General features: G+C 63.7%; 17 protein-coding genes. 2 read left to right on the plus strand and 15 right to left on the minus strand.

Annotation, left to right across the window (positions count from 1 at the left end):
• Positions 1-3: 3 nt before the first annotated feature.
• From tssC to BUA94_RS23425, 10 genes are all read right to left on the minus strand, one after another.
• Positions 4-1,506 (minus strand): type VI secretion system contractile sheath large subunit, encoded by a 1,503-nt coding sequence (gene tssC / locus BUA94_RS21140; protein ID WP_073015362.1) that lies wholly within the window; start codon positions 1,504-1,506, stop codon positions 4-6.
• Between the two features lie 3 nt (positions 1,507-1,509).
• Positions 1,510-2,040 carry a type VI secretion system contractile sheath small subunit gene (gene tssB / locus BUA94_RS21145; RefSeq protein ID WP_073015363.1) on the minus strand — a complete coding sequence of 177 codons (531 nt, stop codon included), beginning with the start codon at positions 2,038-2,040 and terminating at the stop codon, positions 1,510-1,512.
• A gap of 59 nt (positions 2,041-2,099) precedes the next feature.
• The gene (tssA, locus tag BUA94_RS21150; protein ID WP_073015364.1) at positions 2,100-3,182 is read right to left on the minus strand and encodes a type VI secretion system protein TssA; all 1,083 of its coding nucleotides are present in this window, start codon (positions 3,180-3,182) and stop codon (positions 2,100-2,102) included.
• A gap of 34 nt (positions 3,183-3,216) precedes the next feature.
• Positions 3,217-4,644: a serine/threonine-protein kinase gene (locus BUA94_RS21155; RefSeq protein WP_073015365.1), complete on the minus strand. Its 1,428-nt coding sequence runs from the start codon at positions 4,642-4,644 to the stop codon at positions 3,217-3,219.
• Positions 4,637-5,509: a Tll0287-like domain-containing protein gene (locus BUA94_RS21160; protein WP_073015366.1), complete on the minus strand. Its 873-nt coding sequence runs from the start codon at positions 5,507-5,509 to the stop codon at positions 4,637-4,639. Before BUA94_RS21160 ends, BUA94_RS21155 begins: the two co-directional genes overlap by 8 nt.
• Positions 5,510-5,590: 81 nt before the next feature.
• Positions 5,591-6,661: a peptidoglycan-binding protein gene (locus tag BUA94_RS21165; RefSeq protein WP_073015367.1), complete on the minus strand. Its 1,071-nt coding sequence runs from the start codon at positions 6,659-6,661 to the stop codon at positions 5,591-5,593.
• Positions 6,662-7,194: 533 nt separating this feature from the next.
• Positions 7,195-8,526: a S8 family peptidase gene (locus BUA94_RS21170; protein WP_175558098.1), complete on the minus strand. Its 1,332-nt coding sequence runs from the start codon at positions 8,524-8,526 to the stop codon at positions 7,195-7,197.
• Between the two features lie 71 nt (positions 8,527-8,597).
• Positions 8,598-9,323 carry an anti-sigma factor family protein gene (locus tag BUA94_RS21175; protein ID WP_073015369.1) on the minus strand — a complete coding sequence of 242 codons (726 nt, stop codon included), beginning with the start codon at positions 9,321-9,323 and terminating at the stop codon, positions 8,598-8,600.
• Positions 9,316-9,915 (minus strand): RNA polymerase sigma factor, encoded by a 600-nt coding sequence (locus BUA94_RS21180; RefSeq protein ID WP_084082173.1) that lies wholly within the window; start codon positions 9,913-9,915, stop codon positions 9,316-9,318. Before BUA94_RS21180 ends, BUA94_RS21175 begins: the two co-directional genes overlap by 8 nt.
• A gap of 669 nt (positions 9,916-10,584) precedes the next feature.
• Positions 10,585-10,794, minus strand: a complete 210-nt coding sequence (locus tag BUA94_RS23425) for a hypothetical protein (RefSeq protein WP_139251239.1) — start codon at positions 10,792-10,794, stop codon at positions 10,585-10,587.
• A gap of 210 nt (positions 10,795-11,004) precedes the next feature.
• Here BUA94_RS23425 and BUA94_RS21185 point away from each other — a divergent pair, with 210 nt between their 5' ends.
• Positions 11,005-14,208 carry a hypothetical protein gene (locus BUA94_RS21185; RefSeq protein ID WP_139251240.1) on the plus strand — a complete coding sequence of 1,068 codons (3,204 nt, stop codon included), beginning with the start codon at positions 11,005-11,007 and terminating at the stop codon, positions 14,206-14,208.
• A gap of 845 nt (positions 14,209-15,053) precedes the next feature.
• Positions 15,054-16,256: an AI-2E family transporter gene (locus BUA94_RS21190; RefSeq protein ID WP_073015371.1), complete on the plus strand. Its 1,203-nt coding sequence runs from the start codon at positions 15,054-15,056 to the stop codon at positions 16,254-16,256.
• Between the two features lie 265 nt (positions 16,257-16,521).
• Here the strand turns inward: BUA94_RS21190 and BUA94_RS21195 are convergent, their stop codons facing one another.
• The 5 genes from BUA94_RS21195 to BUA94_RS21215 form a co-directional block, all read right to left on the minus strand.
• Positions 16,522-19,260: a cation-translocating P-type ATPase gene (locus BUA94_RS21195; protein WP_084082174.1), complete on the minus strand. Its 2,739-nt coding sequence runs from the start codon at positions 19,258-19,260 to the stop codon at positions 16,522-16,524.
• Positions 19,261-19,405: 145 nt separating this feature from the next.
• Positions 19,406-20,824, minus strand: coding sequence for an amidase (locus BUA94_RS21200; RefSeq protein ID WP_073015372.1), 1,419 nt, complete (start codon positions 20,822-20,824; stop codon positions 19,406-19,408).
• Positions 20,821-22,116 (minus strand): TRAP transporter large permease, encoded by a 1,296-nt coding sequence (locus BUA94_RS21205; RefSeq protein WP_073015373.1) that lies wholly within the window; start codon positions 22,114-22,116, stop codon positions 20,821-20,823. The genes BUA94_RS21200 and BUA94_RS21205 overlap by 4 nt, the downstream gene beginning before the upstream one ends.
• Before the next feature lie 6 nt (positions 22,117-22,122).
• Positions 22,123-22,677, minus strand: a complete 555-nt coding sequence (locus BUA94_RS21210) for a TRAP transporter small permease subunit (RefSeq protein ID WP_073015374.1) — start codon at positions 22,675-22,677, stop codon at positions 22,123-22,125.
• Between the two features lie 112 nt (positions 22,678-22,789).
• A complete protein-coding gene (locus BUA94_RS21215) occupies positions 22,790-23,821 on the minus strand; it encodes a TRAP transporter substrate-binding protein (protein ID WP_073015375.1) in 1,032 nt (343 codons plus the stop codon).
• Positions 23,822-23,831: the final 10 nt, after the last annotated feature.

The following is a 23,831-nucleotide window of genomic DNA, read 5'->3' on the forward strand; positions in this document are numbered from 1 at the left end:
AGACTATTGGGCTTTTTCCGAGGGAAGCTTGGAGACCAGGCGGAGCGACACGGACAGGCCCTCCAGCTGGTAGTGCGGCCGCAGGAAGAACTTCGACGTGTAGTAGCCGGGGTTGCCCTCGACCTCTTCGACCACGACCTCTGCTGCGGCCAGCGGGTGACGCGCCTTGACGTCCTCGGGGGAGTTGTCGGCGTTGTGGTCGACGTATTTGTTGATCCAGTCCTGCAGCCAGTTCTGCATGTCGTCGCGCTCGCGGAATGAGCCGACCTTGTCGCGAACAATGCACTTCAGGTAATGGGCGAAGCGGCAGGTGGCGAAGAGATAGGGCAGCCGGGCCGCCAGATTGGCGTTGGCCGTCGCATCCGGATCGTCATATTCCGTCGGCTTCTGCAGCGACTGGGCACCGATGAAGGCGGCCATGTTGCTGTTCTTGCGGTGGATCAGCGGCATCATGCCGTTCTTGGCAAGCTCCGCTTCGCGCCGGTCGGAAATCGCGATTTCCGTCGGGCACTTCATGTCCACGCCGCCATCGTCGGTGGGGAAGGTGTGCGTGGGCAGGTTGTCGACGACACCACCGGATTCCACGCCGCGGATGCGGGTGCACCAGCCATATTCCTTGAAGGAACGGGTGATGTTGCGGGCCATGCCATAGGCCGCATTGACCCAGCAGTATTTCTCCGAGGATGCGCCTTCCGTGTCTTCCTCGAAGGCGAATTCCTCAACCGGATCGGTCTTTTCGCCATAGGGATGACGGCCGAGGAACCGGGGCATGGCGAGACCGAGATAACGGCTGTCCTCGCTCTCGCGCAGGGACCGCCAGCCGGCATATTCCGGGGTCTGGAAGATCTTGGTCAGATCGCGCGGATTGGCGAGCTCTGCCCAGCTGTCCATCTGGAACAGCGCCGGATCCGCACCGGTGAGGAACGGGGAGTGGGAGGCAGCGGCCACCTTCGACATTTCGCCCAGAAGCTCCACGTCGCGGGGGCTGTGGTCGAAATGATAGTCGCCGACGAGGCAGCCATAGGGCTCGCCGCCGAACTGGCCGTATTCCTCTTCATAGAGCTTCTTGAAGATCGGCGACTGGTCCCAGGCCGTGCCCTTGAACTTGCGCATGGTCTTGGACAGATCCTTCTTGGAAATGTTCAGGACCCGGATCTTCAGCATCTCGTCGGTTTCGGTGTTGTTGACCAGGAAATGCAGGCCGCGCCAGGCGCTCTCCAGCTTCTGCAGATCTTCGTGATGCAGGATCAGGTTGATCTGTTCGGTCAGCTTCTTGTCGATCTCGGCGATGATGCTTTCGATCGAGCGCAGGGCATCGTCGGAGACGAGCGTCTGGTTCTGCAGCACCTGTTCCGCCAGGGTGCGCACTGCTTCTTCAACAGCGGTTCTGGCCTGGTCGGACTTGGGCCGGAACTCTTTCTGGAGCAGCGAGGCAAACTCGCTCGAACCGAAGGCCGTTGCCGTTTCAGTGGCCGCGCCGGCCGAAGTCTTTGAGGTCTGATCCATGGCTTAGTCCTCGGTGCCGGAAGTGTCTGAAGGGGTGGAAGCCGGAGCGGGCGCCGAGGCCAGGGCCTTCAGCAGCGCCGGATCCTGGATGATCTGGGCCATCAGGTTTTCCGCGCCGGTCTTTCCGTCCATGTAGGTGGTCAGATTGGCGAGCTGGGTTCGCGCCTCGAGCAGTTTTCTCAAGGGCTCGACCTTCTTGGCGATGGCAGCAGGCGAGAAGTCGTCCAGGCTTTCAAAGGTGATGTCGACCGCCAGGTTGCCTTCGCCGGTCAGCGTGTTTGCCACCGTGAAGGCCGCACGCGGCTTCATCGACTTCATCCGCTCGTCGAAATTGTCGACGTCGATTTCCAGGAATTTCCGGTCCGCGACCGCCGGCAGCGGGTCCTCCGGCTTGCCGGAGAGATCCGACAGAACGCCCATGACGAAGGGGAGCTGGACGGACTTTTCAGCACCGTAGAGTTCCACGTCATATTCGATCTGAACGCGCGGTGCCCGATTGCGGGCAATGAATTTCTGACTGCTGGCCATGATCATGGTTCCCGTGTTTGTCTGGAAGTGTGTGCCTGCGCCTGGCTCAAAGGTTCACGGCAGGCTCAATCAATTTCGTTTTCTTCCTCGTTCTCCTCGAAGCCGCCGATCAGGGCGACGTTCTCGACCCCGAGCGGGGCCATGTCCCGCATGATGGTGAGGAAGTCCGCGTTGATCAGACGGCGGGCCCGCTGCAGCAGGATCGGCAGGGGGCTGGAAGGCTCATGGCGGGCGTAATAATCAAGGATCCGGTCGATGGTCCGCTTGACGTCTTCCGGCGACGTGATGGCGCCTGCAGGGGCTGAGGACACCGGCGCCCGGGCTCTAGCAGGGGCCTGAGATGGCGCCCCGTCACCGTCACCGGTCTCGAAGGCGTCGTCCTCGGCAAACTCTTCATCCGCCTCCGGGAAGTCCTCCACCGCATAGGCCGAGAGCCGCTTGCCGATATCGAACAGCATCTTCTGCAAGGGGGCGAGATCCGGGCTGAAGGCGCCGGCCTCAGCGTCGAACACCGCCGCGATGGCCTTCACGTGGCCGGTGCAGCTGGCGGCCGCGGCGGCAAGGCTGGCGAGGGTTTCCGGATCCGTGTCCTGAAAGGCCGCAGAGACGGTCTGCGGGGTCGGCGGCGTATCCATGCCCGCCGGAACCGGCACTTCGCCATCGGCAATCAGGAGATCGCGCAGGGAAAACCGGCCGAAGGCCCGGCTGTCGGTCAGGGGCGCAAGGCGCAGGGAGGTCAGCACCGTTTCCCGGTCGGTGAGACCCAGAATGGCATTGACGCGCATGGTCGGGTCGTTGTCGTCGTCCTCGTCCAGCTGCGGATGAACGCTGTCCCAATAGTCCTCCAGGCAGCGGCGGATATAGGAGAGTACCTCGTCCAGCCCCTGCAGCCCGTCCTCACGCAGGGCCGCATTGGCCAGCATCACGGCGATGCGCAGGTCCTTGGTCGAGGCCAGCAGCTCGCAGGCCTGCCGGATCACTTCCTGAAAATCCGGATCCTCGGCCTTGATGACGCTGTCGCCGACGACCCGTTCCTCGCCGGGCTGATTGGCAAGCTCCAGCGTTGTGAAGGCGGCGTCATAGGTCATGTCCTCGCCGCAGGGCGCGTCATCGCCAAAGCTTTGCAGCAGGTCGTCCAGATTGAGCATGATGGATCCTCTCAAAAATCGGTCTGGCGGAGGGTCATGTCGCCCCGCCGAGTGCGCGTCTGACCGCGCTCAGGAATTGCGCCTGTTCGCCCTTGTCCTGAATGTGGGCTGCGACGGTTTCCGCCAGGATTTCCGCACTCGGCGCGTCGCGGGCGGCCTTGACGGTCACCACCCGGGCAATCGGTCCAAGATGGGGCTTCAGGAGATCGGCAATCTGCTGGACGATCTCCTCGGCCAGCCCGCTGGAGACCAAAGAGCCGCCGCCCAGGGTGCCACCGAGCGTCCCGCCATGAGTGCCGCCCATGGTGGTCCCGGCCAGCGCCCGCCTGATCAGGGAGCGAAGCTGTTCGCGTTCGCCTGTGTCGGAAAATTCGCGCAGCACCGTCTCGATCATTTCTTCCGGGCTGCTGGAGCGTTCCGCTGCCCGGCGCACGATGATCCGGCCCATGGGGCCAAGGCTTGAGGTCAGGTGCTTTTCCACCTCCAGCAGGGTCTGCGAACTCATCCGCTGCAGCATGGAGGAGGAAACCGGGCCCAGGCCTGAAGCCAGGGATTGCCCGGTCTGCATCGCGGGCCGGGGCGCGGGCGTCATGTTGATCAGGCCGGTCCTGTCCGCATCGGGCAAGACTTCCGCCAGCGCTGCCCGCATCTCCGCCGCGCTCTCGAACCGCCGGACCGGGTCGACGTTCATGGCCTTGAGCACGATCCGGTCCATGGCGGGCGCAATGGCGGCCACCAGTTCGCTCGGCGGGGTGACCTGACCTGAGCGCAGGGCCTCGAACAGGGCCTCGATGCCGCCGCCCTTGTAGGGTTTGCGGCCGGTCAGAAGCTCATAGAGCAGCACGCCGCAGGCATAGATATCCGCCCGCGCATCCACTTCGCCGCCCATGAGCTGCTCGGGCGCCATATAGGCGGGGGTTCCGATCATGCCCGCCCCCGTCGCTTCCATGGAGGTCAGCCGGGCAATGCCGAAATCGGTCAGCTTCACCGTGCCATCTTCCGCCAGCATGACGTTCGCGGGCTTCATGTCCCGGTGGACGATGCCGACGCCGTGAATGCAGGAGAGACCCGCGAGGATCTGCGACATGATCGCGTGGATTTCCTCCAGCGCCATGCCGCCGGGGCCCAGCTGCCGGTCCTCCAGAGTGATCGAGCGCACCCGCTCCATGACGATGAAGGGCACGCCGTCTTCCTGCAGGAAGTCGAAGATCGTCACCAGATTGGGATGCAGCACCCGGCCTGCGGCGCGGGCTTCGCGGGCAAAGCGGTCGAGCCAGTCCTGACTGCCGGCGGCATTGATCAGGTGCTGGTGGATGGTCTTGATCGCGACCGGGCGCTCGATGTCCGGGTCCAGCCCGGCATAGACCATGCCCATGGCGCCTTCGCCCAGGATCCCCTCGATCCGGTATTTGCCGACGAACCGCCGGATGCCGGAGGGGCCGATGACGGTTGGGTCAGACATCGATCATGCTCATGGCCCGCTCGAGACTGCGGCGCAGACGGTTGAAGGAATGGGACAGGGAGCTGATCTCGTCCTTGCCGGGCTTGCGGTATTCGGGCACGGAGAAGTCCCCCATGCTGACCTTTTCCGCCACATCCGACATGCGGCGCACCGGACGCAGGACAATGCGGCCCAGAAGCACGTTGCTGACGATGAAGATCAGGAAGAACAGCAGGGTGAAACCGGCAATCAGGATCAGGCCGGTTTCCTCGGCGCGCCGGTCGGCAATCGACATGGGCGCGGAAATGATCTGGGCGCCGATGGTCTCGCCCAGCTGCCAGCCGAAGCCGTGGTTGGGGCCATAAAGGTCCACCATCGCCGGAGGCGCGGCTTCCGGCGTGGAATGGCACATCAGGCAGCCTTCCTGCTTGATGGTCAGCGGAAAGGCGACGGTGAGATAGCGGTTGCCGTCATTTTCCACCACGGTCGAGATCTGCTCGAGCTTGGGATCGGCGCGCAGCTGCTCGATCAGCCCGGTTTCCATCTCATTGGCCAGATTGTCCGGATTGGTCGGATTGAGGGCCGCTTCCTTGTAGCTGAACTCCGGGAACATCTTCTTGAAGCCCTGGAACACGCTTTGCGCCGAAAAGGCGGCAACGGTCTCGGGGAAGAAGAGGATGTCGCTGTCATCGGACAAGGCGGGCGTGATGTTGCTGACCGTATAGGAGCGCACGGCGATGGCATTGGCCCGGATCAGGTCGATGGCCTGATGGATCTCCCGGACAGCTGACTTCTGTACGACGAGATAGGACACGCCCGAGGCGGCTGCGATGCCGACAAGGCAGGTCAGAAGCAGGGCGATGTTGTATTTGAAGCGCAGGCCCATGGGTCGGGATCCTTGGTTTGGCGCATCCGCGCGAGATCAAATCTGTCAGGTCTGGCCCGGGAGCGGCGGCAGCCGGTCCTCTCAGGCGCTCAGGTCAATCAGCTGGCGGCGGGTCAGGACACCGGTCTGTTCTTCCGTGCGGCTGTCCTGAAAGGCCTTGATGGCGGTGCGGGTCTGGGGGCCGAAAATGCCGTCGACCAGCCCCTTGTAGAAATCGAGATCCCTGAGCCGGGTCTGGACCGAACGCTTGGCGGCGCGGGACAGGGACTGTTCCAGCAGGCTCAGCTCTTCCAGGGTTTCCGCCGGGGTGTCTGTCGGGGCTTCGGATGCTGCGTTGCTTGCTGCATCCGTTACGGGCTCTGCGGGAGCGGCGGTCACCTCTGCGGCAGGAAGGGCAACGGGAGCGGCAGCGGGGGACGCCTCCGGAGTGGCAGCCTCCGATGTGGCCGCAGGTGCTTCCGGCTTCGGTTCCTTCAGGAAGATCGGCCGGGACGGGAAGCCCGATGCGGACGCGCCTTCCTGAACGCTCATGCGGCGCAGGACCGTGCTGACCTCCACGCCCTCGCCCTTTGAAACAGCGCTGGCCAGCGCATCGAGGACGCCGGAGAAGGCGGCGACCGGGGCGGTCAGAACCGGCGAGGAGGCCGGATCCTGCGGGGGAGCCTCCGTTGCCGGAATCACACTCTCCGGCAGGCTCACATTGGCAGGGGCAAGGGTCGCCACCGTCGCTCCGCCCTGTGCGGCTTGTGCCGCAGAACGGGAGAAGGCGAGTAGCGGAATGGCGCGGGTGAAGAGATCCGTGCCCCGGCTCAGCACCGCCCCCTCGGGCAGCACGAAGGCGCGGCCCTGAAAGGTGACCACCGGCGCATCGAGATAGACGAAGGTGGCCCGCGAATTGGCCGCCTCCCGGGCGAAGCGGGTCAGGATCGACCGCAGTTCCGCGTTGTTGGGATCGGCAGAGCGGAGGGTTTCAACGCCGATGGCCTGAAGCTCGGCCTGAATGGCCTCGGCCCGCTTGTCATCCTCGCCGACACTGACGACCAGCGCGACGACGCGGCCGCTTTGGGCCAAAGCCTGCGAGGGCACCAGCAGACCGGACAGGGCCAGCGACGAAGCAAGAGCGAAGCTCAGACAAAACAGGCGCGCAAACATATCCGGTCTCTCGGCTCCATTGGCGATCAAGGGAGCCGGCAGACCCCCAGGCCCGCCACAAAGCTCCATCACGCCTTAGGTGCCCTCAGGACCGGGAGAGGTTCACGGGGGTAGGAAAAAATATGGGGGAGGGGGGATTGAGGGGGCACGTCTTGTGATATGGAAAGCTCACAGTATTGCCGGATCAAGTCCGGCAATGCCGGAGAGGTTGGGGCAAATGCGGTGAGCCAACCAGCCGGAAGTCGGTCCGGTAGGGTCGACTGACCCACGCTTCTGGCACAGATGTCACCCCGGCCGCAGGCGAAGCCGGAGAGCCGGGGCCCACTCGCATGGCGTCTTTCGAAAACGCCGGTGGCAAGGCGACAAGCATCCGGTCCGGAAATCTATCGAAAGGACAAGGGTCTGGCCTTGAAACCCTGCTCAAAATGATCGCTCTGGCAACGAGTGGGCCCCGGGTCTCGCGTTGCTCGCCCGGGGTGACGAAACGCTTCTACGTCCGCGAACCGTTTGTCCATCAACCGTAGGCCTCTCCCCTACTCGGTGCTGCAGTTCATGTCGCCGGTGAGGGCCGTTTGGAGGGCTTTGCAGGCGTCGAGGAGGGGGCTGCCGTCGTGGTCTGTCAGGGATGTGCGGAGGGCGGTTTCCAGATCGGAAAGCGAAATCTCCGGGCGGGCGGACAGGATCAACGCGGCAACGCCGCTGACGAAGGCGGCGGAGGCGGAGGATCCGGAGACATAGCGGAAGGCATTGCCGGGCGCCGTACTCAATATGTCGACCGCCGGGGCCGGGATCGCGGGCGCGTGGCCCGCAGCTCCTGCGGACACCACACCGGGCACGGAGGCGGGAAAGGCAACGTCAGTCCCTTCGCCTCTGGCGGCGACAACCAGCAGGCCATGGCCGACCGCGGCCCGCACCAGTTCTTCCAGCAGGGCATCGAAGGGTCCGCCAAGGCTCATGTTGATCACCTTGACGCGGTTGATGATGGCAAAGTTGAGAGCCCGGGCGAGGGAGAAACTGTTGCACTGGCCGGTGGCGGCCGATCCCTGCCAGCAGGCGCGCAGCTCGATGATCCCGGCTTCCGGCGCAACGCCGACGATGCCGAGCGCATTGTCCGCATCGGCGGCAATGATCCCGGCAATGGCCGTGCCATGGGCTTCGCCCGTTTCGGGATGCTCCGGCGCCTTGGTGTTGCCAGAGTTGCCGGAGTTGCCAGAGACGAAATCATGCTGGCTGACAATACGTCCAGCCAGATCCGGATGGGTGATGTCGATGCCGGAATCCACCACGCCGATCGAAACGCCGCTGCCTTTGGACAGACTATGGGCCTTCAGGGCGTTGATCCGCGACAGGGCGCCCTGGGCGGGAAGCAGCGGGTCGGAATAGCTGTGCTCGAGCACATTGTAGGTCTGGATCTTCTGCACGGTCCGGATCGCAGGATCGGCCTCCATCCGCGCAATCAGGCCGTCGAGATCCGCATTGGCGGCAACGGTCATGATGAAGCAGTGAACCGAGATCGACTGCAGGGGCCATTCGGCCGCCAGGGTCACCCCGAACCGGCTTTCAATGCCGGCGGCAACCTGGGGCAGGCTTGCTGGATCGGCGAGCGGCACGGTCAACAGCAGATGCACATCCGAGGACAGCGTGTCTGCGGGGACGAGGCGGAACTGGGGGGGCGCAGCCGTGGGACCTGGTGCGGCAGCCGTGGTGCCGGGCGCAGCCACCGGGTCAGCCGCTGCCGCAGGCTTTGCAGACGGGATTGCTGGTTGGGCTGCGGTCTGAGCCGCTGCTGTGCGGACAAAGCCGAAGGACTGCAGGCCAAAGGTCAGCAGCAAGAACAGCACCAGTCCGCCAAGGGACAGGGTCATGGTGCTTCCAGTGGTCCTTCCGGCAATCCTTCCGGCAATCCGGCAAAGCAACGCGCCACGGGTCATCGCCATCACTCCGGTGAGGCAAACAGAATGTCTGGGTCGGCCATCAGCTTGTCGGCCACGGCCTTGCGGTCCGGGGACGCAGAGGCAGGGTCCTTGATGCTGGCGGTATAGACGCCGGTTTCCGAGGGGCCGTCTTCAAGCGTCATGCCGTGACGGGCCAGAAGCGCGGACACGGCTTCCGGAGAAAGCGGGGCGGCCGTCTGGAACTTGATCCGGCTGCCATCGGCCGGTCCACTTGTCAGGGTCTGGTAGCCGTCCTGGTTCTGCGGGCCAAGATACTCGGGCAGGATAACGATCGCGGCGACAAGACAGGCTGCGAGACCCGCGCCAGCCATGAGAGCCGCTCCCCCAAATCCCTTATAGGTGCCGACCGCGCCTCTCCAGCGCCGGGTGTCCGTACGGCGGCGGTCCGTGGACCGGCTTGAAGACCCGCCTGCCAGGGCGGAAGATGTGGCAATCTGTTTGCCCCCGGCCAGAGCTTCCGCCTCGATCTGCGCACGCAGACTGGTAAAGCTCTGCGACAGGGGCACATCAAAAGGGTCTTCGGTAGCGACCCGCTTTGCCAGTTCGAATTGCCGCGCCACTTCCGCAGCGCATTGCGGGCAGCTCTGCACGTGCTGCTTCACCCGCGCCTGTTCCGCTGGGGGCAGGGTTCCGTTGACAAACCAGGGAATGAGTTCCCAGACGGCGTCATGCGGTTCGACAGAAATCGGGGGAGAGGAATCAAGCAACTGCGTTCTCCGAGACGGCGCGCTCATCGTCGCTCATTATGTGCCTGAGCCGCCGCCGTGCCGTCATCATGCGGGTTTTCACGGTGCCGACCGGGCATCCAAGGATCTCTGCTATCTCCGTATAGAGATAACCGTTGAAGTAGGTCAGTTCAACAACCGCCCTGAGTTCAGGGGTGAGTTGCTGAAGCGCATTCGCAATGTCCTTCTGGCGGATCACGGCTTCCGCCGTGTCGCTGTTGTCGTCCAGAAGATCGTCTTCCAGAACGACATCATCCTTGTAGCGCCCCATGCTCTGGCGCTTCTTCATGGCCAGCCGGTAGGCAATGCCAAAGATCCAGGACGAAGGCTTGGACCGCCCCTCGAAGCGTCCGGCGGACCGCCAGACAACCATCAGCGTGTCATTGGCAACTTCCTCAGCCGCCTCATGACTTTCCGTAATGCGCCGCGCGAAATGCATCAGTTTCGGCAGATAGCGGCGGTGCAGGTTTTCAAATGCTGACAGGTCGCCCTGCGCAATGGCGGCCAGCAAGGACTCATCGGCCGGGTTCTGTTTGCCCGACAGCGTGGTCCGAATGGATCTGAGTAAGCTCATTCTTCGAGTTCGCTTTACTGTGTACGGGACATAGGTGCTTCGGCAAACCGGGAAAGGTTCACGTCAGGGCAAGAAATTTTCAAAAGGCCTGAGACGCCTGCCAGCATTGGTTGAGGCGCGCGCCAGACTACATCAAATGACTGTTTCATGTTCGTTCCTCTCGGGGATCATCGCGGGACGGGCAAAGCCCTGTCCGGGCTGTCATCGAGAAAACGCGATCCGTTCGCCGGTTGGCGGCAGCTGCCGGATGGGACACAGCGCTGCCTTGCCGCACATTGTTCTTTCTTCTTGCCGGGCCACATGGTGCGGCCAGCTCGCTGGCGCCGGTTTCTTGTCCTTTTTATCGGACCGGCTTTTCGCACATATCTTCCGCCGGCCTGCGGCGGATGCAGACCAGACAGTTTCGGCTCGTTTTGCGGGATGGCTGTCGGCTTTCCCGGCATGGATCGTGAGTTCTTCATGCCCGCCAGCATCTGGAGGGCCTTCCAGAAATCTATCAGGCCCTGAAAAACCGGGGGGACCTGATCATTGCCAGTTTGTGCAGATCTGTTGCCGCCGAGTGCAAAACCTCCCGGATCACCCGAGGAGCCCTGCCCAGATGCCTGCAGCAAACCTCAAGCAAAGCGGGGTGAAAAGGAGAGGCGGGAGCCGTCCCAAGCCTGCAGATTTTTACAGGGCCGATGAACTTTCCGGCCGCTGCCGATCACCTACGGAAAAGTGCATGAAAAGGCCGCCACATCCCAGGCGGGCCTTGCAGATCAAGGTGAAAAGATCATGACAACCTTCGGTAACATCAACTATCCCGATGAAATCGCCGACATCTACCAGAGCAACCGCGCGCTTTTCGATCTTTTTGCGCGGTATTTCAGCGGTGGCCATTTTGATGAGAACCTTAGTTTTCTTCGAGCTGTTTATTCTGGCGCGCGATGGGAAGACATCTACAGAGATTATATTCTTGTAGACTCTGCGAGACGGATCAACATTTCCGGCGATTTGCGCGAAAGGCTGACGGAGATTGTTCAGACAGATCCTTTTGATCAAGGCGAATGGACCACACAACTCAGGCACGCCATCAACGAAATTGAGTCCATGGTCAATAGTTCCGCCCAGCTGACAAATTTCTGGAAGTCCGATGAATTCTGGGACTTCCACCAGAACAATGGCGGCGATGAGAACGATTTCCGCTATCCAAGTCGCTTGGAAGCCTTCATCCGGAGTTTCTCCAGGGACCGCTGGACCGCAGAAACGCTTGCAGAGGCCAAGGACTTGCTGGCCAGGGAAGGCATGAATCTCACCCCGAAGCAGCTCGTCGAACGGCTGGAAGCCGAAGGCCGTATTCAGGCAAAGGTCATTTACGACCCAAATGCGGCGGCTCTTGCGCTTGGAACCCAGAACGTCGCTGCCTTGCAGGAGTTCATGGGGAAATATGGCCCGGGGAATTTCAGCTGGGAGCAGAACCTGACCCTGGCGCAGGAGTGTCTGGCCAAGCTGAACCGGACCGAAACGCCGGAGGCGTTTATCGACCGGCTGATTGCGGGCGGCTTCATCCGCGACAAGCGGCCAAATGCGCAGGCGCAGGGCACAGAAGGCGGGGATGACGACAATAACCAGGGCGGCGATGACGACCGTAGCGATGGCGCGGGCGGCGGCAACGGCCGGCTCACCCTGTCGGAATTCATGCTGCGCCTGCCGCCCACTGCGGAAGCCGTGATCCAGAGAAGCCTGCCCGCGATCAGCCAGCTGCTGGTCGTTGAAGGGGACGAGGACGGTGCAACCGGTCTTGCCCGCGATCTGGCAGGCGAATTGCGGGACATGGCCGACCTACAGGAAGGCGAGACCTTCGATATTTATGAGCTGCTCGATTATATCCTGCAGTTCGCCCGGCGCATGGGCCAGCCCGCAGACGCCGGGAGCGATGGCGGCGGCGATGATGGCGACAGTGACGGGGACAGCGTTGAAAGCTTCCGGATGAGCGGCTATAGGCCTGTGTCTCTGGAGACCTTCCTCGACACGACTGGCGGCGGCAGCGATGACAGCGATGACGGCTCCGACAGCTCTGACAGCTCCGACGGCGGCGATAGTGGTCCGGGCGCCGGAGGCGCGGGCAATGGCGGCCTGAGCCTCAACGAATTCATCCGCCGCCTGCCGTCCCATGTCGACGCCCATATCGAAGCCCGGATGGGCGACATCAGCTGGGCGATTGGTGAGGGCAATAACGCCTTGATCGCCTCCAATATTGCCGAGCTGATGGAGTACATCCTCCAGAACGCAGACCCGGAAGATGCCCGTCAGGTTCGCCGGGCAGAACTGGAAGCCTATATCCGGCGGATCGCCGGGAACCGGGCTGGCAACCAGAATGGTAACACCGGCACCAACACGGAAACGGACACCAGGGATCCTGGCGAGCTGACCCTGACGGATTTCATGCTGCGTCTGCCAAATGACATCGAGGTGCTGACCCGGCCCAACATGGGCGGGATCCGCGAGGCTCTGGCCGCGGACAACGAGGACGGCGCCACCGGCCTTGCGCGGGATCTGGCCGCCGAACTGCGCAACATGGCGGGCATCCGGGAAGGCGAGACCTTCGATATCTACGCGCTTGTCAGCTATATCCTCGATCTCGGACGCCGGCAGAACCAGCAGGCAGGCCAGGACGGCGAAGATGTGAGGGAAGCGGGCGACGGCGCGACGGACGCAGGGGACGAGCGTGTGAGCCTGAGCGAATTCATCCGCCAGCTGCCCGCCAGCGCCGATGGCCACATCCAGGCCCGGATGGAGGATATCAGCTGGGCAATCGGCCAGGGCAACAATGCGCTCGTGACCCGCAATGTCCAGGAGCTGATGAATTACATGCTCGAGCACTCGGCTCCGGGTATCGTTGAACAGGTCGATGTCTATGAATTGCAGGCCTATATCCTCAAGATTGCCCGCAACATGCGTGGCCGGCAGGACGGCGGCACCGGTCCGGGCAATCCCCCGGGTGGTGGCAATGGCGGCGGCGGGGATGATGGCTCCGATGACGGCAGCAATGGTGGCAACGGGGGCAATGGGGGGTCTGGCCCGACCTTCCGCGAGGCCGAACGCACCTTGTCCATGGATGTCGACGATTTCCTGAACGATGATCCTGAAGAGATCCGCCGCGCCCAGGCCCGAGGCCAGGCCGGAGCTCAAGCAAATGCTCAGGCAAGCGGTCAGGCTCAGGAGCAGGCAAACGCCCAGAACGGCGAGGCCCAGCCTCCCCGCACGACGCCGGTGGGCAACACGCCCTTGCTGCAGCTGATCCGAAACGCCCGGCACCTCGAAGGCACGCAGGTCGCGCTCCAGGGCATGCGGCGGGTGCGCGATGCCCTGATCAACAGGGATGTCAACGCGGCCCGCGTGGCGGCCCGTGACCTTGCCTCCGAGCTTCTGGGCGGCCCGCGTGCGGAACCGCATCTCCAGGGTATTTTCCAACAGGAAGTGCGCGAGGTGACGACCACGATCCTGCAAGAGATCAATGGTGCGCTGTCGGAAGATGAAAAGAAGCCGAGAGCGGCCGCAAGGGGCACTGACGAGCCGGATCCACGCAATGGCCCGCGCCGGGGTCCGGACGGCGGCAATCCGGGCGCTGGCGCTGCCAATGGCGGAACCGGCAATGGGGCCCCGAATGGAGGAGCGAATGGGGGAGCACAGCAGCCCCCGGCCGGCGGCTATGACCGTGCCACCATGGACCGGATGGAACGCCAGATGCGCGAGCGCTCCCAGGAGGACCGGCGCGGCAATCAGGACTTGGGCACCTATGCAGCCTCCGAAATCCGGGCGATCACCCAGCTGATCATCGCCAGCCAGATGAAGGCAGCGCAGCAGCGGGCAGAGGCCTTGTCGAAGATGCTCCAGTCCTCCAATGGCGAAGCTCCTCCCATGACCCGGGACGAGATCCTGCGGCTTGCCTTTGGCAAGGCAAAGCCGAAGTCGGCTGCGGCGAAGGAAGGCGGAGCAGGCGGTGACGAGGCAAATGACGTAACCGCCCAGCTGATCAAGGTCGTGAACTGGGACAATTTCTGCGAGGTCTACGAGATCGACCCGGGCGAGATCGAGGAGATCAAGAAGGTCGCCCGCAAGGCGGTAAAGGACACGGATCAGGCCAAGACCGCCTGCAAGGACATCCTGTCCCGCCGCAATGCCAAGGCAAAGGTCAAGATCAAGAACGGCCGCTATCTGGCCGAAGCGATCGTCCACGCCATGCGCATGAAGCAGGAACGCCAGATTCTTCGCAAGCCGCTGAAAATGTCCGACATCCCGGACGACGAGTGATCTGACATGAAACCCGCAGCCGGGCATCAACCGCCCGGCTGCGGATGTTGCACGGAGGGGGCAGATCTCCGCTCTGGCCGTGGACAATCCCGCCAAGCCTCCGCCATCACCTGCCGGTCAACCCCGGCTCGCATGGCGAGGCCCGGGGCCCACTCGCAGAACCGGTTTTAAAGTGGCCGATGTCATGGCCAGGGGCATCTCCCCTTGGAGGATTACGCAAAACAACCGCTCTTCGAACGAGTAGGCCCCGGCTCGCGCTGCGCTTGGCCGGGGTGACGTCTGTTCCAAAAGCGTGGGTCAGTCGACCCTACCAGACCACTCACCGGCTGGTTGGCTCACCGCATTTCCCCAAACTCTGCGTCATTGCCGGACTTGATCTGGCAATCCATGGCTGGACGTAGAAGCGTTTCGTCACCCCGGACGCAGCGCAGCGGAGATCCGGGGCCTACTCATTTGCAGAGCGGTCATATTGAGCAGGGTTTCAACGCCAGTCCCTTGTCCCTTCAACCGGTTTCCGGATCGGATGCTTGTCGCGTTGCCACCGGCGTTTTCGAAAGACGCCATGTGAGTAGGCCCCGGCTCTCCGGTTGCACCTGCGGCCGGGGTGACGGACGGATGGGGGCTCCCTCTCTCCAGCCACTCGAATTCTTTCATCGCGGAGATGAAATATCGGTTCCCGACATTGATCTGTCTTGACCATGGTGCGACAGTCGGCCCGGTTCCGGGAGGACGCTGGACATGCTTGTGTGGCGTTCCTATCTGAGCCTTTTCCGGTCTTTGCCGGAAGATCCGGTGCCGAGCGATCGGCCCGGTGATGTTGAAGTCAGTTTGCGAACCGGAAGATTATGAAACAGAGCGATGGGAACACGGGTACGCCCGGCGAAGGTCACAAAGCGGCCCGCTGGCTTGGACCGACAAATGCCAACCGCTCTGCGCTGATTGCGCCCGTTTCCGCCGCCCGCTGGCTGCTCTTGCTGGTGGTGATTGCCGCCATCTATTTCTTCCACGGCTTCATCGTTCCGGTTCTGGCCGCGCTGGTGATCGGTTTTGCCAGCTGGCCGCTCTATCGCAGGCTTCTGACCCAGACCGGCGGCAACACCACCTTTGGGGCAACGGTTGCTCTTCTGGCCATCGTCGGCTTCCTGATCATCCCGATTTCCATCGCCATCGCCTATACGGTGGATGAATTGCGCCAGTGGATCGGCTGGGCCATCGAGGTCAACAGTGTCGGTGCGCCGCCGCCCCAGTGGATCGCTGGCCTTCCGGGCGTCGGCGACTGGCTGGCGACCAGATGGCGCGAGCACATCGGCTCTCCCGGTGACATTGCCGAACTGGTGCGCATCGTCAGCGGCGCCAATATCGGCAACATCTACCGCGCCCTGATCGCGGCCGGGGACGGGGCCTTCCATCTGGTCCTGACCCTTCTGTTCATGCTGATCGCCCTGTTCTTCGTCTACCGGGACGGGGAGAAATTCGTGCGTCAGCTCGACCTTCTGGGTGAGCGCATCCTGCCCACCCGCTGGGAGCGGATTTCCCGCGTGGTTCCGGCGACCATCAGCTCGACCGTGACGGGCATGACCCTGATCGCCATCGGCGAAGGCATTGTCCTGGGCATCGCTTACTGGATGGCGGGCGTGCCCTCTCCGGTTACCCTCGGCGTTCTGACCGGCATGATGGCGCTGATCCCGGGCGGGGCGCCCCTGTCCTTTACCCTCGTGTCCATCTATCTGGCCGCCAGCGGCTCCTATATCGAGGGCGGCGCGCTGTTTGCCTGGGGCACGATCGAGCTTTTCATCGTCGACAAGACCATCCGCCCGCGCCTCGTGGGCGGCCCGATCAAGCTGCCGTTCCTGCCGACCTTCTTCGGCCTTGTCGGCGGGGTGAAGACCCTCGGCTTCCTCGGGCTGTTCATCGGCCCGGTGCTGATGGCCATCCTCGTGTCGATCTGGCGCGAATGGGTGCGCGAAGTCGCCCTGACCACACCGGATGCCCCCTTGCAGGTGGAAGCCGACGGCACAGTCGTCGACCCTGCTTCAGGTCACGGCTGATAGCGGCTTATCCAGTCAAGACCCTCACCCCAGCCCTCTCCCTGAAGGGAGAGGGGGCGGGTCGTGCCATGGGGACGGGCTGAATCCGTTTGTTGGATCTTGCTGCGGACTCCGGCTTGGTCGGGAATTCGGTTCGTCCTTCGTAAAAATGCCTCCTCCAAATTCCCCCCGGATCTTTCTCACCTGAGCGATGCCGCACGGCCACCTCGCCCCATGGGGGAGAGGTCGGACCGAAGGTCCGGGTGAGGGGGGCTTGCGGTGGGGATTAAAGGGGCGCTGAGGGCGGCACTCTGGCGGGGCCGGGCATCAGCAGCAGGAAGATCTGCCCCAGCACCAGCGGCAGGAGGCTCAGGGCCGTTGCCAGACCGAGGCCTGCAAGTCCCGGCCAGTCCAGACCAAGAATCTCGCTGAGGCCCGGATGCCAGAAGGCGGCCGTGATCAGGCCCAGGCACAGGGCCAGCGCACCCCAGACATAGGCATTCGTCAGCACGTCATTGCGCGCCAGACTGTGACAAGAACTGGGGCCAGAACTGCGCATGTTGAAGACATTCCAGAGCTGGGCCAGCGCCAGGGTCAGAAACGTGACCGAAACCGCAGGGCCGGGGCCAAGCTTCAGCCAGAACAGGGCCAGCGCGAAGGCGGCAAGGGTCGCAAGGGTGATCGCCCCGCCGAGGAACCCGATCAGGATCCAGCGTGGCCGGTCGACGATCGGCTCCTTCGGATCGCGCGGTGGCCGCAGCATGACATCCGCACTGCCGCGCCCGAGACCCAGCGCAAAGGCCGGGAACACATCGGTCACCAGATTGAGGAACAGGATCTGCAGCGGCAACAAGGGTACGGGCAGGCCGATGCCCACCGCAAGGCCGACGATCAGCACCTCGCTGACATTGCAGGACATGAGATAGACGACGAACTTGCGGATGTTCTCGAAGATGATGCGGCCCTGGCGCATGGCCATCAGGATGGTGGCGAAATTGTCGTCCTGAAGCACGATGCTGGCAGCTTCCCGGGCGACCTGGGTGCCCCGTTGCCCCATGGCAATGCCGATATCGGCCTTCTTCAGGGCGGGCGCGTCATTGACGCCGTCGCCGGTCATGGCCACCACGTGGCCCGCACTCTGGAAAGCGGAGACGAGGGCGTATTTGGTTTCCGGCGCGACCCGGGCAAAGACGTCGGTGCGGGTCAGGAGCGCCGAGCCGCCGCCCATGGCCTCGACCTCCCGGCCGGTCAGCACCTTCAGTTCGCCCTGCCCGATGCCAGCATCGCGGGCAATGCGGGCGCCGGTCTGGGGATGGTCGCCGGTGATCATCACGACCCGGACACCGGCCCTCTGGGCCTCCCGGATCGCCTGCGGAATTTCGACGCGCAAGGGATCGAGGAAACAGACGAAGCCGATCAGGGTCAGATCCGCGTAAGGGGCCGCAGAGGCACTGGTTTCGACCTTCGAGGCAAGGGCCAGGAGCCTCAGGCCGGAACTGGCGGCCTCTGCCTGCCGGGCGCGCCAGACCGCACGGTCATCGCTGGAAAGCGGCTGCTCGCCGGCCTCCGTCATCACCCGTGTTGCCACCGCCAGCACGGATTCAGGTGCTCCCTTGACCGCATAGAGATAGCGCCCCTCATGCTCATGCATGGTCGCCATCATCTTGCAGTCCGGGTCAAAGGCATGGCGGCCGGCCTGGGGCAGGCGCAGACCGAGATCCGGATGGGAGACGCCTGCAGCCTTTGCCACTTGCAGCAGGGAAATCTCCATCGGGTCGCCGATGGCATCTGACGCCTGCGCTGACCCGGATGCCGCCGCGTGGCCCAGATCCGCCGTGTTGCAGAGCGCGCCGGTTTCCAGGGCCTGAATCAGCAAGGCGGTTTCGTCCGGCGTGAGCTCTTCGCCCTCGCGCAGGAAGCTTGTCCCGGCACCGCTCTGGCGGACGGTTATGTCCGTGTCAGCCAGAAGATAGCGGGCAACGGACATGCGGTTTTCGGTCAAGGTGCCGGTCTTGTCGGTGAGAATGATCGTTGTGGAACCGAGGGTTTCCACCGCCGACAGACGGGTGACGAGGGCATGATGGGCGGCCATGCGCCACATGCCCCGGGCAAGGCACAGGGTTGCGACCACCGGCAGGCCTTCGGGGATCGCGGCCACGGCCAGGGCAACGCCGGTCTTCAGCATGTCCGGCACCGGATGGCCCCAGAGGATGCCCGCAAGGCTGGTGACGGCCGCCAGCACCAATGTCAGCCACAGGAGCCGCTGGCCGAGGAGATCCAGCCGCCGCTCCAGAGGCGAGGATTGCCCGTCTGTTTCCTGGGCCAGCGCCCCGATGCGGCCAAGCTCGCTCGCCATGCCCGTGGCAACCGCAATGCCTTCGCCCAGCCCTTGGGTCACGGCAGTGCCGCTGAAGGCCATGTTGCTGCGTTCGGCGGCGATCGTGTCCGGCGGAAGCTGCCGGATGTCCTTGGAAACGGGCGCGGATTCTCCGGAGAGCAGGGATTCATCGCACAGCAGCCCGGAGGCTGAAAGGAGCCTGACGTCGGCGCTGACCACGTCGCCCGCTTCCAGAAGCACAATGTCGCCGGGCACGATCCCGGCGGCGCTGATGTCGTGGACCTGCCCATCCCGGCGCACCCTTGCGCTGACATCGGTGATCCGCAGCAGGGCTTCCATGGAGCGGGCGGCGCGCAGCTCGGTCACGAAACCGATGATGCCGTTGATCAGCAGCACCACGCAGATGGCAAGCGCATCGGCCCTGTCCCCGAGGAGGAGAGAAAGAAGCGCCGCCGCCAGCAGCAGCCAGACGATGATGCTCTTGAACTGATGAACCAGAAGGGCCGTGAGGCTCTGGGGCTTGTGCGCCTTGAGCTGGTTTGGTCCGTAAACCTGAAGCCGCCTTGCCGCCTCCGCGCTGGAGAGCCCGGTCTCCACCGCCGTTTCCAGCCCCCGGGCGGCCGCCGCGCCCTCAAGGGCGAAGGCTTGCGCCGGATCGAAGAGACTGTTCCGCAGCGGGTCTTGCATTCCAGCTCCCGGGTCCGAGGAGAAGGTCAGGGGCAGCGATCAGGGATCAGCATTGAAATCCAGGTCTTCCGCGAGTTTCGGCGACCAGCAGCCTGGGGCCAAGTCGGGGAGACTTCGTAGGCATACCACTTATGCGGGAAATGTCTCACCCTTCTTCAGCCAATGCGGGCCATTTGCGGGGAAAGGGAAAGGCCGTCTCGATCTGACGGGCTAGACGCAAAAGCCGCCAGTCGCGGTTGAAGCCACCAACAAGCTGGATGCCGATCGGCAGGCCGGTCCCGGAGGCCTGAGCGGGCAGGGTGATTGCCGGGTGGCCGATGGCATTGACCCAGCCCGTATAGACCGCATGACCGCGCGGCCCCACCGGCTGGCCGTCGATCTCCGGCGGATAGTCCATGCCGATGGCCCAGGGCATGGCGGCAGCTGACGGGGTGAGGATGACATCCACCTCGCAAAACACCCCGGCTGCCTTGCGCCTGAGACCGGCAATAGCATCCATCAGCGTGAAAAAATCGCCGCTGCCGGTGGCGCGGCCTTCCGCAGCCATGTTCCGGTACTTGGTTGAAGCCTTCTGGAAATCACTCCCGATCGTCTGGTCCAGAAACGCCAGCCCGCTCTTGCCGATCAGAGGCCAGCCTGCGGTCAGCGGAGAAATATCCAGCGGCAGGGGGCCTTCGCTCACCTCATGGCCCAGTTCCTTCAGCTGATCCGTGAAGGCGCGGCAGGAGGCGGCGATAATGGGGTCCAGGGGCGCATCGCCGAACCGCTCAACATAGAGGATCTTCAGCGGACCGGGCGCCTGATCGAGGCTTGCCCCGGCGTCTTCTTCCTGCCCGTGCCAGGAGTTTGGATCCAGCGGATGGGGGCCTGCCATGGCTTTGAAGACCAGGGCCGCATCTTCGACGGTGCGGGCGAGGGGGCCGATCACCTCCAGATCCAGGAGGATCTGGGGCAGGCACTCCACGCGCGGCACCCGCCCGATGCTGGGCTTCAGGCCGATCAGGCCGGTGTATCCGGCGGGCCTGCGGATCGAGCCGCCGCCATCGGTGCCAAGGGCAGCGGGAAAAAGCCCGGCCGCCACCCCCGTGACAGAGCCGCCGCTTGAGCCGCCGGGGGTCAGGGCCGGATCGAAGGGGTTGCGGGTCGGGCCGAAAAGCGGATTGTCGGTGAAGCCTTCCAGGGTGAACTCGGGCACATTGGTCTTGCCCAGAATGACCATGCCGGCAGCTTTCAGCCGGGAGACTGCGATTTCATCCGCGTCTGGCACATAATCCGCATAGCTGGGGCTGCCCCAGGTGGTGCGGATGCCTGCGGTGAGGATGTTGTCCTTGACCGCCAGGGGAATGCCGTCGAGCGGGCCAAGCGGGCGTCCCTTCGCCCGGCGGCGGTCGGAGGCCTGTGCCTGGGCCTCTGCCTCCGGATTGGGGGTGACAAGCGCATTGAGCCTTGGGTCCAGCTTGCGGATCCGGGCGGTGAAGGCCTCCAGCAGGCTGACCGCCGTGACCTCTCCGGCTTGCAGCGCTGCGGAAAGCCCGGTCAGGGGCAGGCGCCAGAGTTCCGTCATTGGAACATGCTCTGCGGCAGGAACAGGACGATCTGCGGGAAGGCGATCAGGAGCAGGGTGAAGACCAGCATGATCACCGCATAGGGCAGGGCGCCGCGCACCGCATCCATGAAGGGGCCGCCGTCCAGCCGCACGCCATGGACCACATAGAGATTCATGCCGACGGGCGGGGTGATCAGGCCCAATTCGCACATCAGCACGACGAAGATGCCGAACCAGACCGGATCGATGCCTGCGGCCACGATCACCGGCACGGCGATGGGAATGGTCAGGACCTGCATGGACAGGACATCCATGAACATGCCGAGCACCAGATAGAACAGGATCAGCACCAAGAGCAGGCCGGTGGCCGACAGGCCAAGGGAGGCAATCCAGGTGGTCATGGCCTGGGCCGCGCCGGTCAGGGACAGGGTGACGTTGAGCACGAAGGCGCTGGTGACGATCAGAAGCACCATGCCCGTGGTCTTGGCGGTCTGGATGAAGCAGCGGTTGAGGAAGTCCTTGCTGAACTTGCCATGCAGGACGACGAAGATCATCGCGGCCACAACGCCGAGCGCGGCGGATTCCGTGGGCGTGGCAATGCCCAGATAGATCGAGCCCATGACGATGAAGAAGATCACCACCGGCGGGAACAGGGCCTTCAGCGCCCGCAGCTTGACGGCAAGCGGCGCGGAGACCTCGACCATGCCGTGTTCGCCCCGGTTGGCAAAGGCAATGTAGCCCATGAAGCAGAGGGTCAGGAGCAGGCCCGGCACGATGCCGGCGACGAAGAGCTGGCCGATGGACTGCTCCGCCATGGAGCCATAGACGAGCAGGTTAACGCTTGGCGGAATGAGGATGCCGAGCGTGCCGCCCGCCGCCAGGCTGCCCAGCGACTTGTCACTGGCATAGCCGCGCTTGTCGAGGGTGGGCATGGCCACGGTGCCGATGGTGGCCGCGGTTGCGACGGACGAGCCGGAGGTGGCGGAAAACAGCGCGCAGCAGCCGATGTTGGTGTGCAGCAGGCCGCCCGGAAGACGGCCGAACCAGAGCGACAGCGCCCCGTACATCTGATCAGCGATGCCGCTGCGCAGCAGGAGTTCGCCAAGGAGAATGAACAGCGGGATGGCGGTCAGGAGGTTTTCGTTCTGAACGCCCCAGACGACGGCGCCCATGGATTCCACCAGCGGCCAGCCGAAGGCCAGAACCCCGGCAACGATGCCGGTAAGGGCCATGACGGCGGCAATCGGAACACCTGCCAGCATGATGGCCAGCATGAGGAAGAAGGCCAGGAAAATCGCGGTTACAGACATGCCAGATTACCTCTGCTCCAGATCGTCGAGTTCGTCGCGGAGCTCTTCCATGGCGCCTTTCGGGCCGAAGTTCCGGTTGATGGCGGCAATGTCGCCGCGCAGAAGGTCGCGGAGGCCGCATCCCAGCAACAGGACGCAGGCGAGGAAGAAGACGACCAGCGCCCCGTACCAGAGCGATTGCGGATAGATCAGGGGCGTTGCCCAGGGCGTCGCGGCGGTGCTGCCATAGTCCAGCGTGTCCTTGATCACCGTGTAGCAATAGCGGATGAAGAACAGGCCGACGCCGGTGAGGAACAGCAGGGAGATGAGGTTCATCACCGCTTGCAGGCGCGGGCCGAGCCGGTCGTGCAGGAAGTCGATGCGCACATGCCCGCGTTCGATCAGGGCAACCGTGAAGGCAAGGGACCCGCAAATGGCGAGGACATAGCCCCCCAGCTCGTCGGCTCCCTGGAAGGAATGGTTGAAGAGCTTCCGGCTGACCGTCTCGAGGGAGACGAACAGGGACAGCCCCAGAAGCAGGATTCCGAAAATCCAGCTGACCGCGATGGTGAAACGATGCATGGCCCGGTTCCAGGATGCGCCGCACGGCACGCGCGGCAGGAAAGACGTTCATGCGCCGGACCCCGGGGCAGGGGCCCCTGAACTGAGATCCGGCGCATCAGGGCGGGATAGCTTACATGCCGAGGCGCTTGCCGACGGTTGCCTTCCAGTCAGCCGAGCAGGTCGGACGGGTGGCGTCGCAGACCTCTGCCCAGGCCGGGAAGGAGAGTTCCTTCACCGCATTCTGGACCAGAGCCAGATCTTCCTCGGAAATAGGCACTTCGGTGAGGTTGTACGGCTTGTTCAGCTCGCAAGGGGTCTTGCCGACATTGCAGCGCATGGCATCGTCGAACAGCTCTTCCGAATAGACCCAGATGTCATCGACCAGACCCTTGAAGGCCGTTTCCAGCTTGGCCTGCTCTTCCGGGGAGAACTTGTTCCAGGTGTCCAGGTTGATGCCATAGCCATTGACGGCGATCTGGAAGGCGAGCGGCAGAACATGGGTGGTGACTTCCGGCCAGGCGGCGGAGTTGGCCGAACTCGGACCGGTCACGGCGCAATCCACGACGCCGCGGGAAAGCGACTGCTGCACTTCGGCAAAGCCGAGCGGAACCGGAATGCCGCCGACGGACTCGATGAACTTCGCCAGGTTCTGGTCATAGACGCGGACCTTGTATCCCTTCAGGTCCTTGAGACCCTTGATCTCGGGCTTGCAGAACAGGACCTGCGGACCGAAGGGCCAGACGCCCAGCAGCTTGGTGTTGAACTTTTCCTGAAGGGCCTTGTCGACGATAGGAAGATATTCCTCAACCGTCTTCTTGCCTTCCGCATAGGTCGGGTTCAGGCCGACGAGATCGAGGCCGAGAATGCTCGGGTCATCGCGACTGACCTGGGACAGGCGCAGGGACACCACGTTGAACAGGCCCCCCTTGAGGATGCGCAGTTCTTCCGTGTCCTTGATCCCCGTCACGTCCAGCGGCTGGAAATTGACGGAGAGGTCGATGCCGGTTTCCTTGGCCAGGTTCTCGAAGAAGGGAACTTCCTTGTTCTTCTGGATCAGGCCGGTGGAACCGGGCTGTCCGAGAACCTTGAGTTCGATGGTTTCAGCAAGAGCCGGTTGAGCCAGGCCGGCGGCGATTGTGAGGGCTGCTAAGATTTGACGCACTTGGAACTCC

The organism is Roseibium suaedae (genome assembly GCF_900142725.1).
Classification (GTDB): Bacteria; Pseudomonadota; Alphaproteobacteria; order Rhizobiales; family Stappiaceae; genus Roseibium; species Roseibium suaedae.

Coding starts and splice junctions, on each gene's coding strand:
- tssC (WP_073015362.1), bottom strand. CDS start 1,506: ATGGATCAGACCTCAAAGACTTCGGCCGGCGCGGCCACTGAAACGGCA.
- tssB (WP_073015363.1), bottom strand. CDS start 2,040: ATGATCATGGCCAGCAGTCAGAAATTCATTGCCCGCAATCGGGCACCG.
- tssA (WP_073015364.1), bottom strand. CDS start 3,182: ATGCTCAATCTGGACGACCTGCTGCAAAGCTTTGGCGATGACGCGCCC.
- BUA94_RS21155 (WP_073015365.1), bottom strand. CDS start 4,644: ATGTCTGACCCAACCGTCATCGGCCCCTCCGGCATCCGGCGGTTCGTC.
- BUA94_RS21160 (WP_073015366.1), bottom strand. CDS start 5,509: ATGGGCCTGCGCTTCAAATACAACATCGCCCTGCTTCTGACCTGCCTT.
- BUA94_RS21165 (WP_073015367.1), bottom strand. CDS start 6,661: ATGTTTGCGCGCCTGTTTTGTCTGAGCTTCGCTCTTGCTTCGTCGCTG.
- BUA94_RS21170 (WP_175558098.1), bottom strand. CDS start 8,526: ATGACCCTGTCCCTTGGCGGACTGGTGCTGTTCTTGCTGCTGACCTTT.
- BUA94_RS21180 (WP_084082173.1), bottom strand. CDS start 9,915: ATGAGCTTACTCAGATCCATTCGGACCACGCTGTCGGGCAAACAGAAC.
- BUA94_RS23425 (WP_139251239.1), bottom strand. CDS start 10,794: ATGGCCACCGCTGAAATACCGCGCAAAAAGATCGAAAAGCGCGCGGTT.
- BUA94_RS21185 (WP_139251240.1), top strand. CDS start 11,005: ATGGTCAATAGTTCCGCCCAGCTGACAAATTTCTGGAAGTCCGATGAA.
- BUA94_RS21190 (WP_073015371.1), top strand. CDS start 15,054: ATGAAACAGAGCGATGGGAACACGGGTACGCCCGGCGAAGGTCACAAA.
- BUA94_RS21195 (WP_084082174.1), bottom strand. CDS start 19,260: ATGCAAGACCCGCTGCGGAACAGTCTCTTCGATCCGGCGCAAGCCTTC.
- BUA94_RS21200 (WP_073015372.1), bottom strand. CDS start 20,824: ATGACGGAACTCTGGCGCCTGCCCCTGACCGGGCTTTCCGCAGCGCTG.
- BUA94_RS21205 (WP_073015373.1), bottom strand. CDS start 22,116: ATGTCTGTAACCGCGATTTTCCTGGCCTTCTTCCTCATGCTGGCCATC.
- BUA94_RS21210 (WP_073015374.1), bottom strand. CDS start 22,677: ATGCATCGTTTCACCATCGCGGTCAGCTGGATTTTCGGAATCCTGCTT.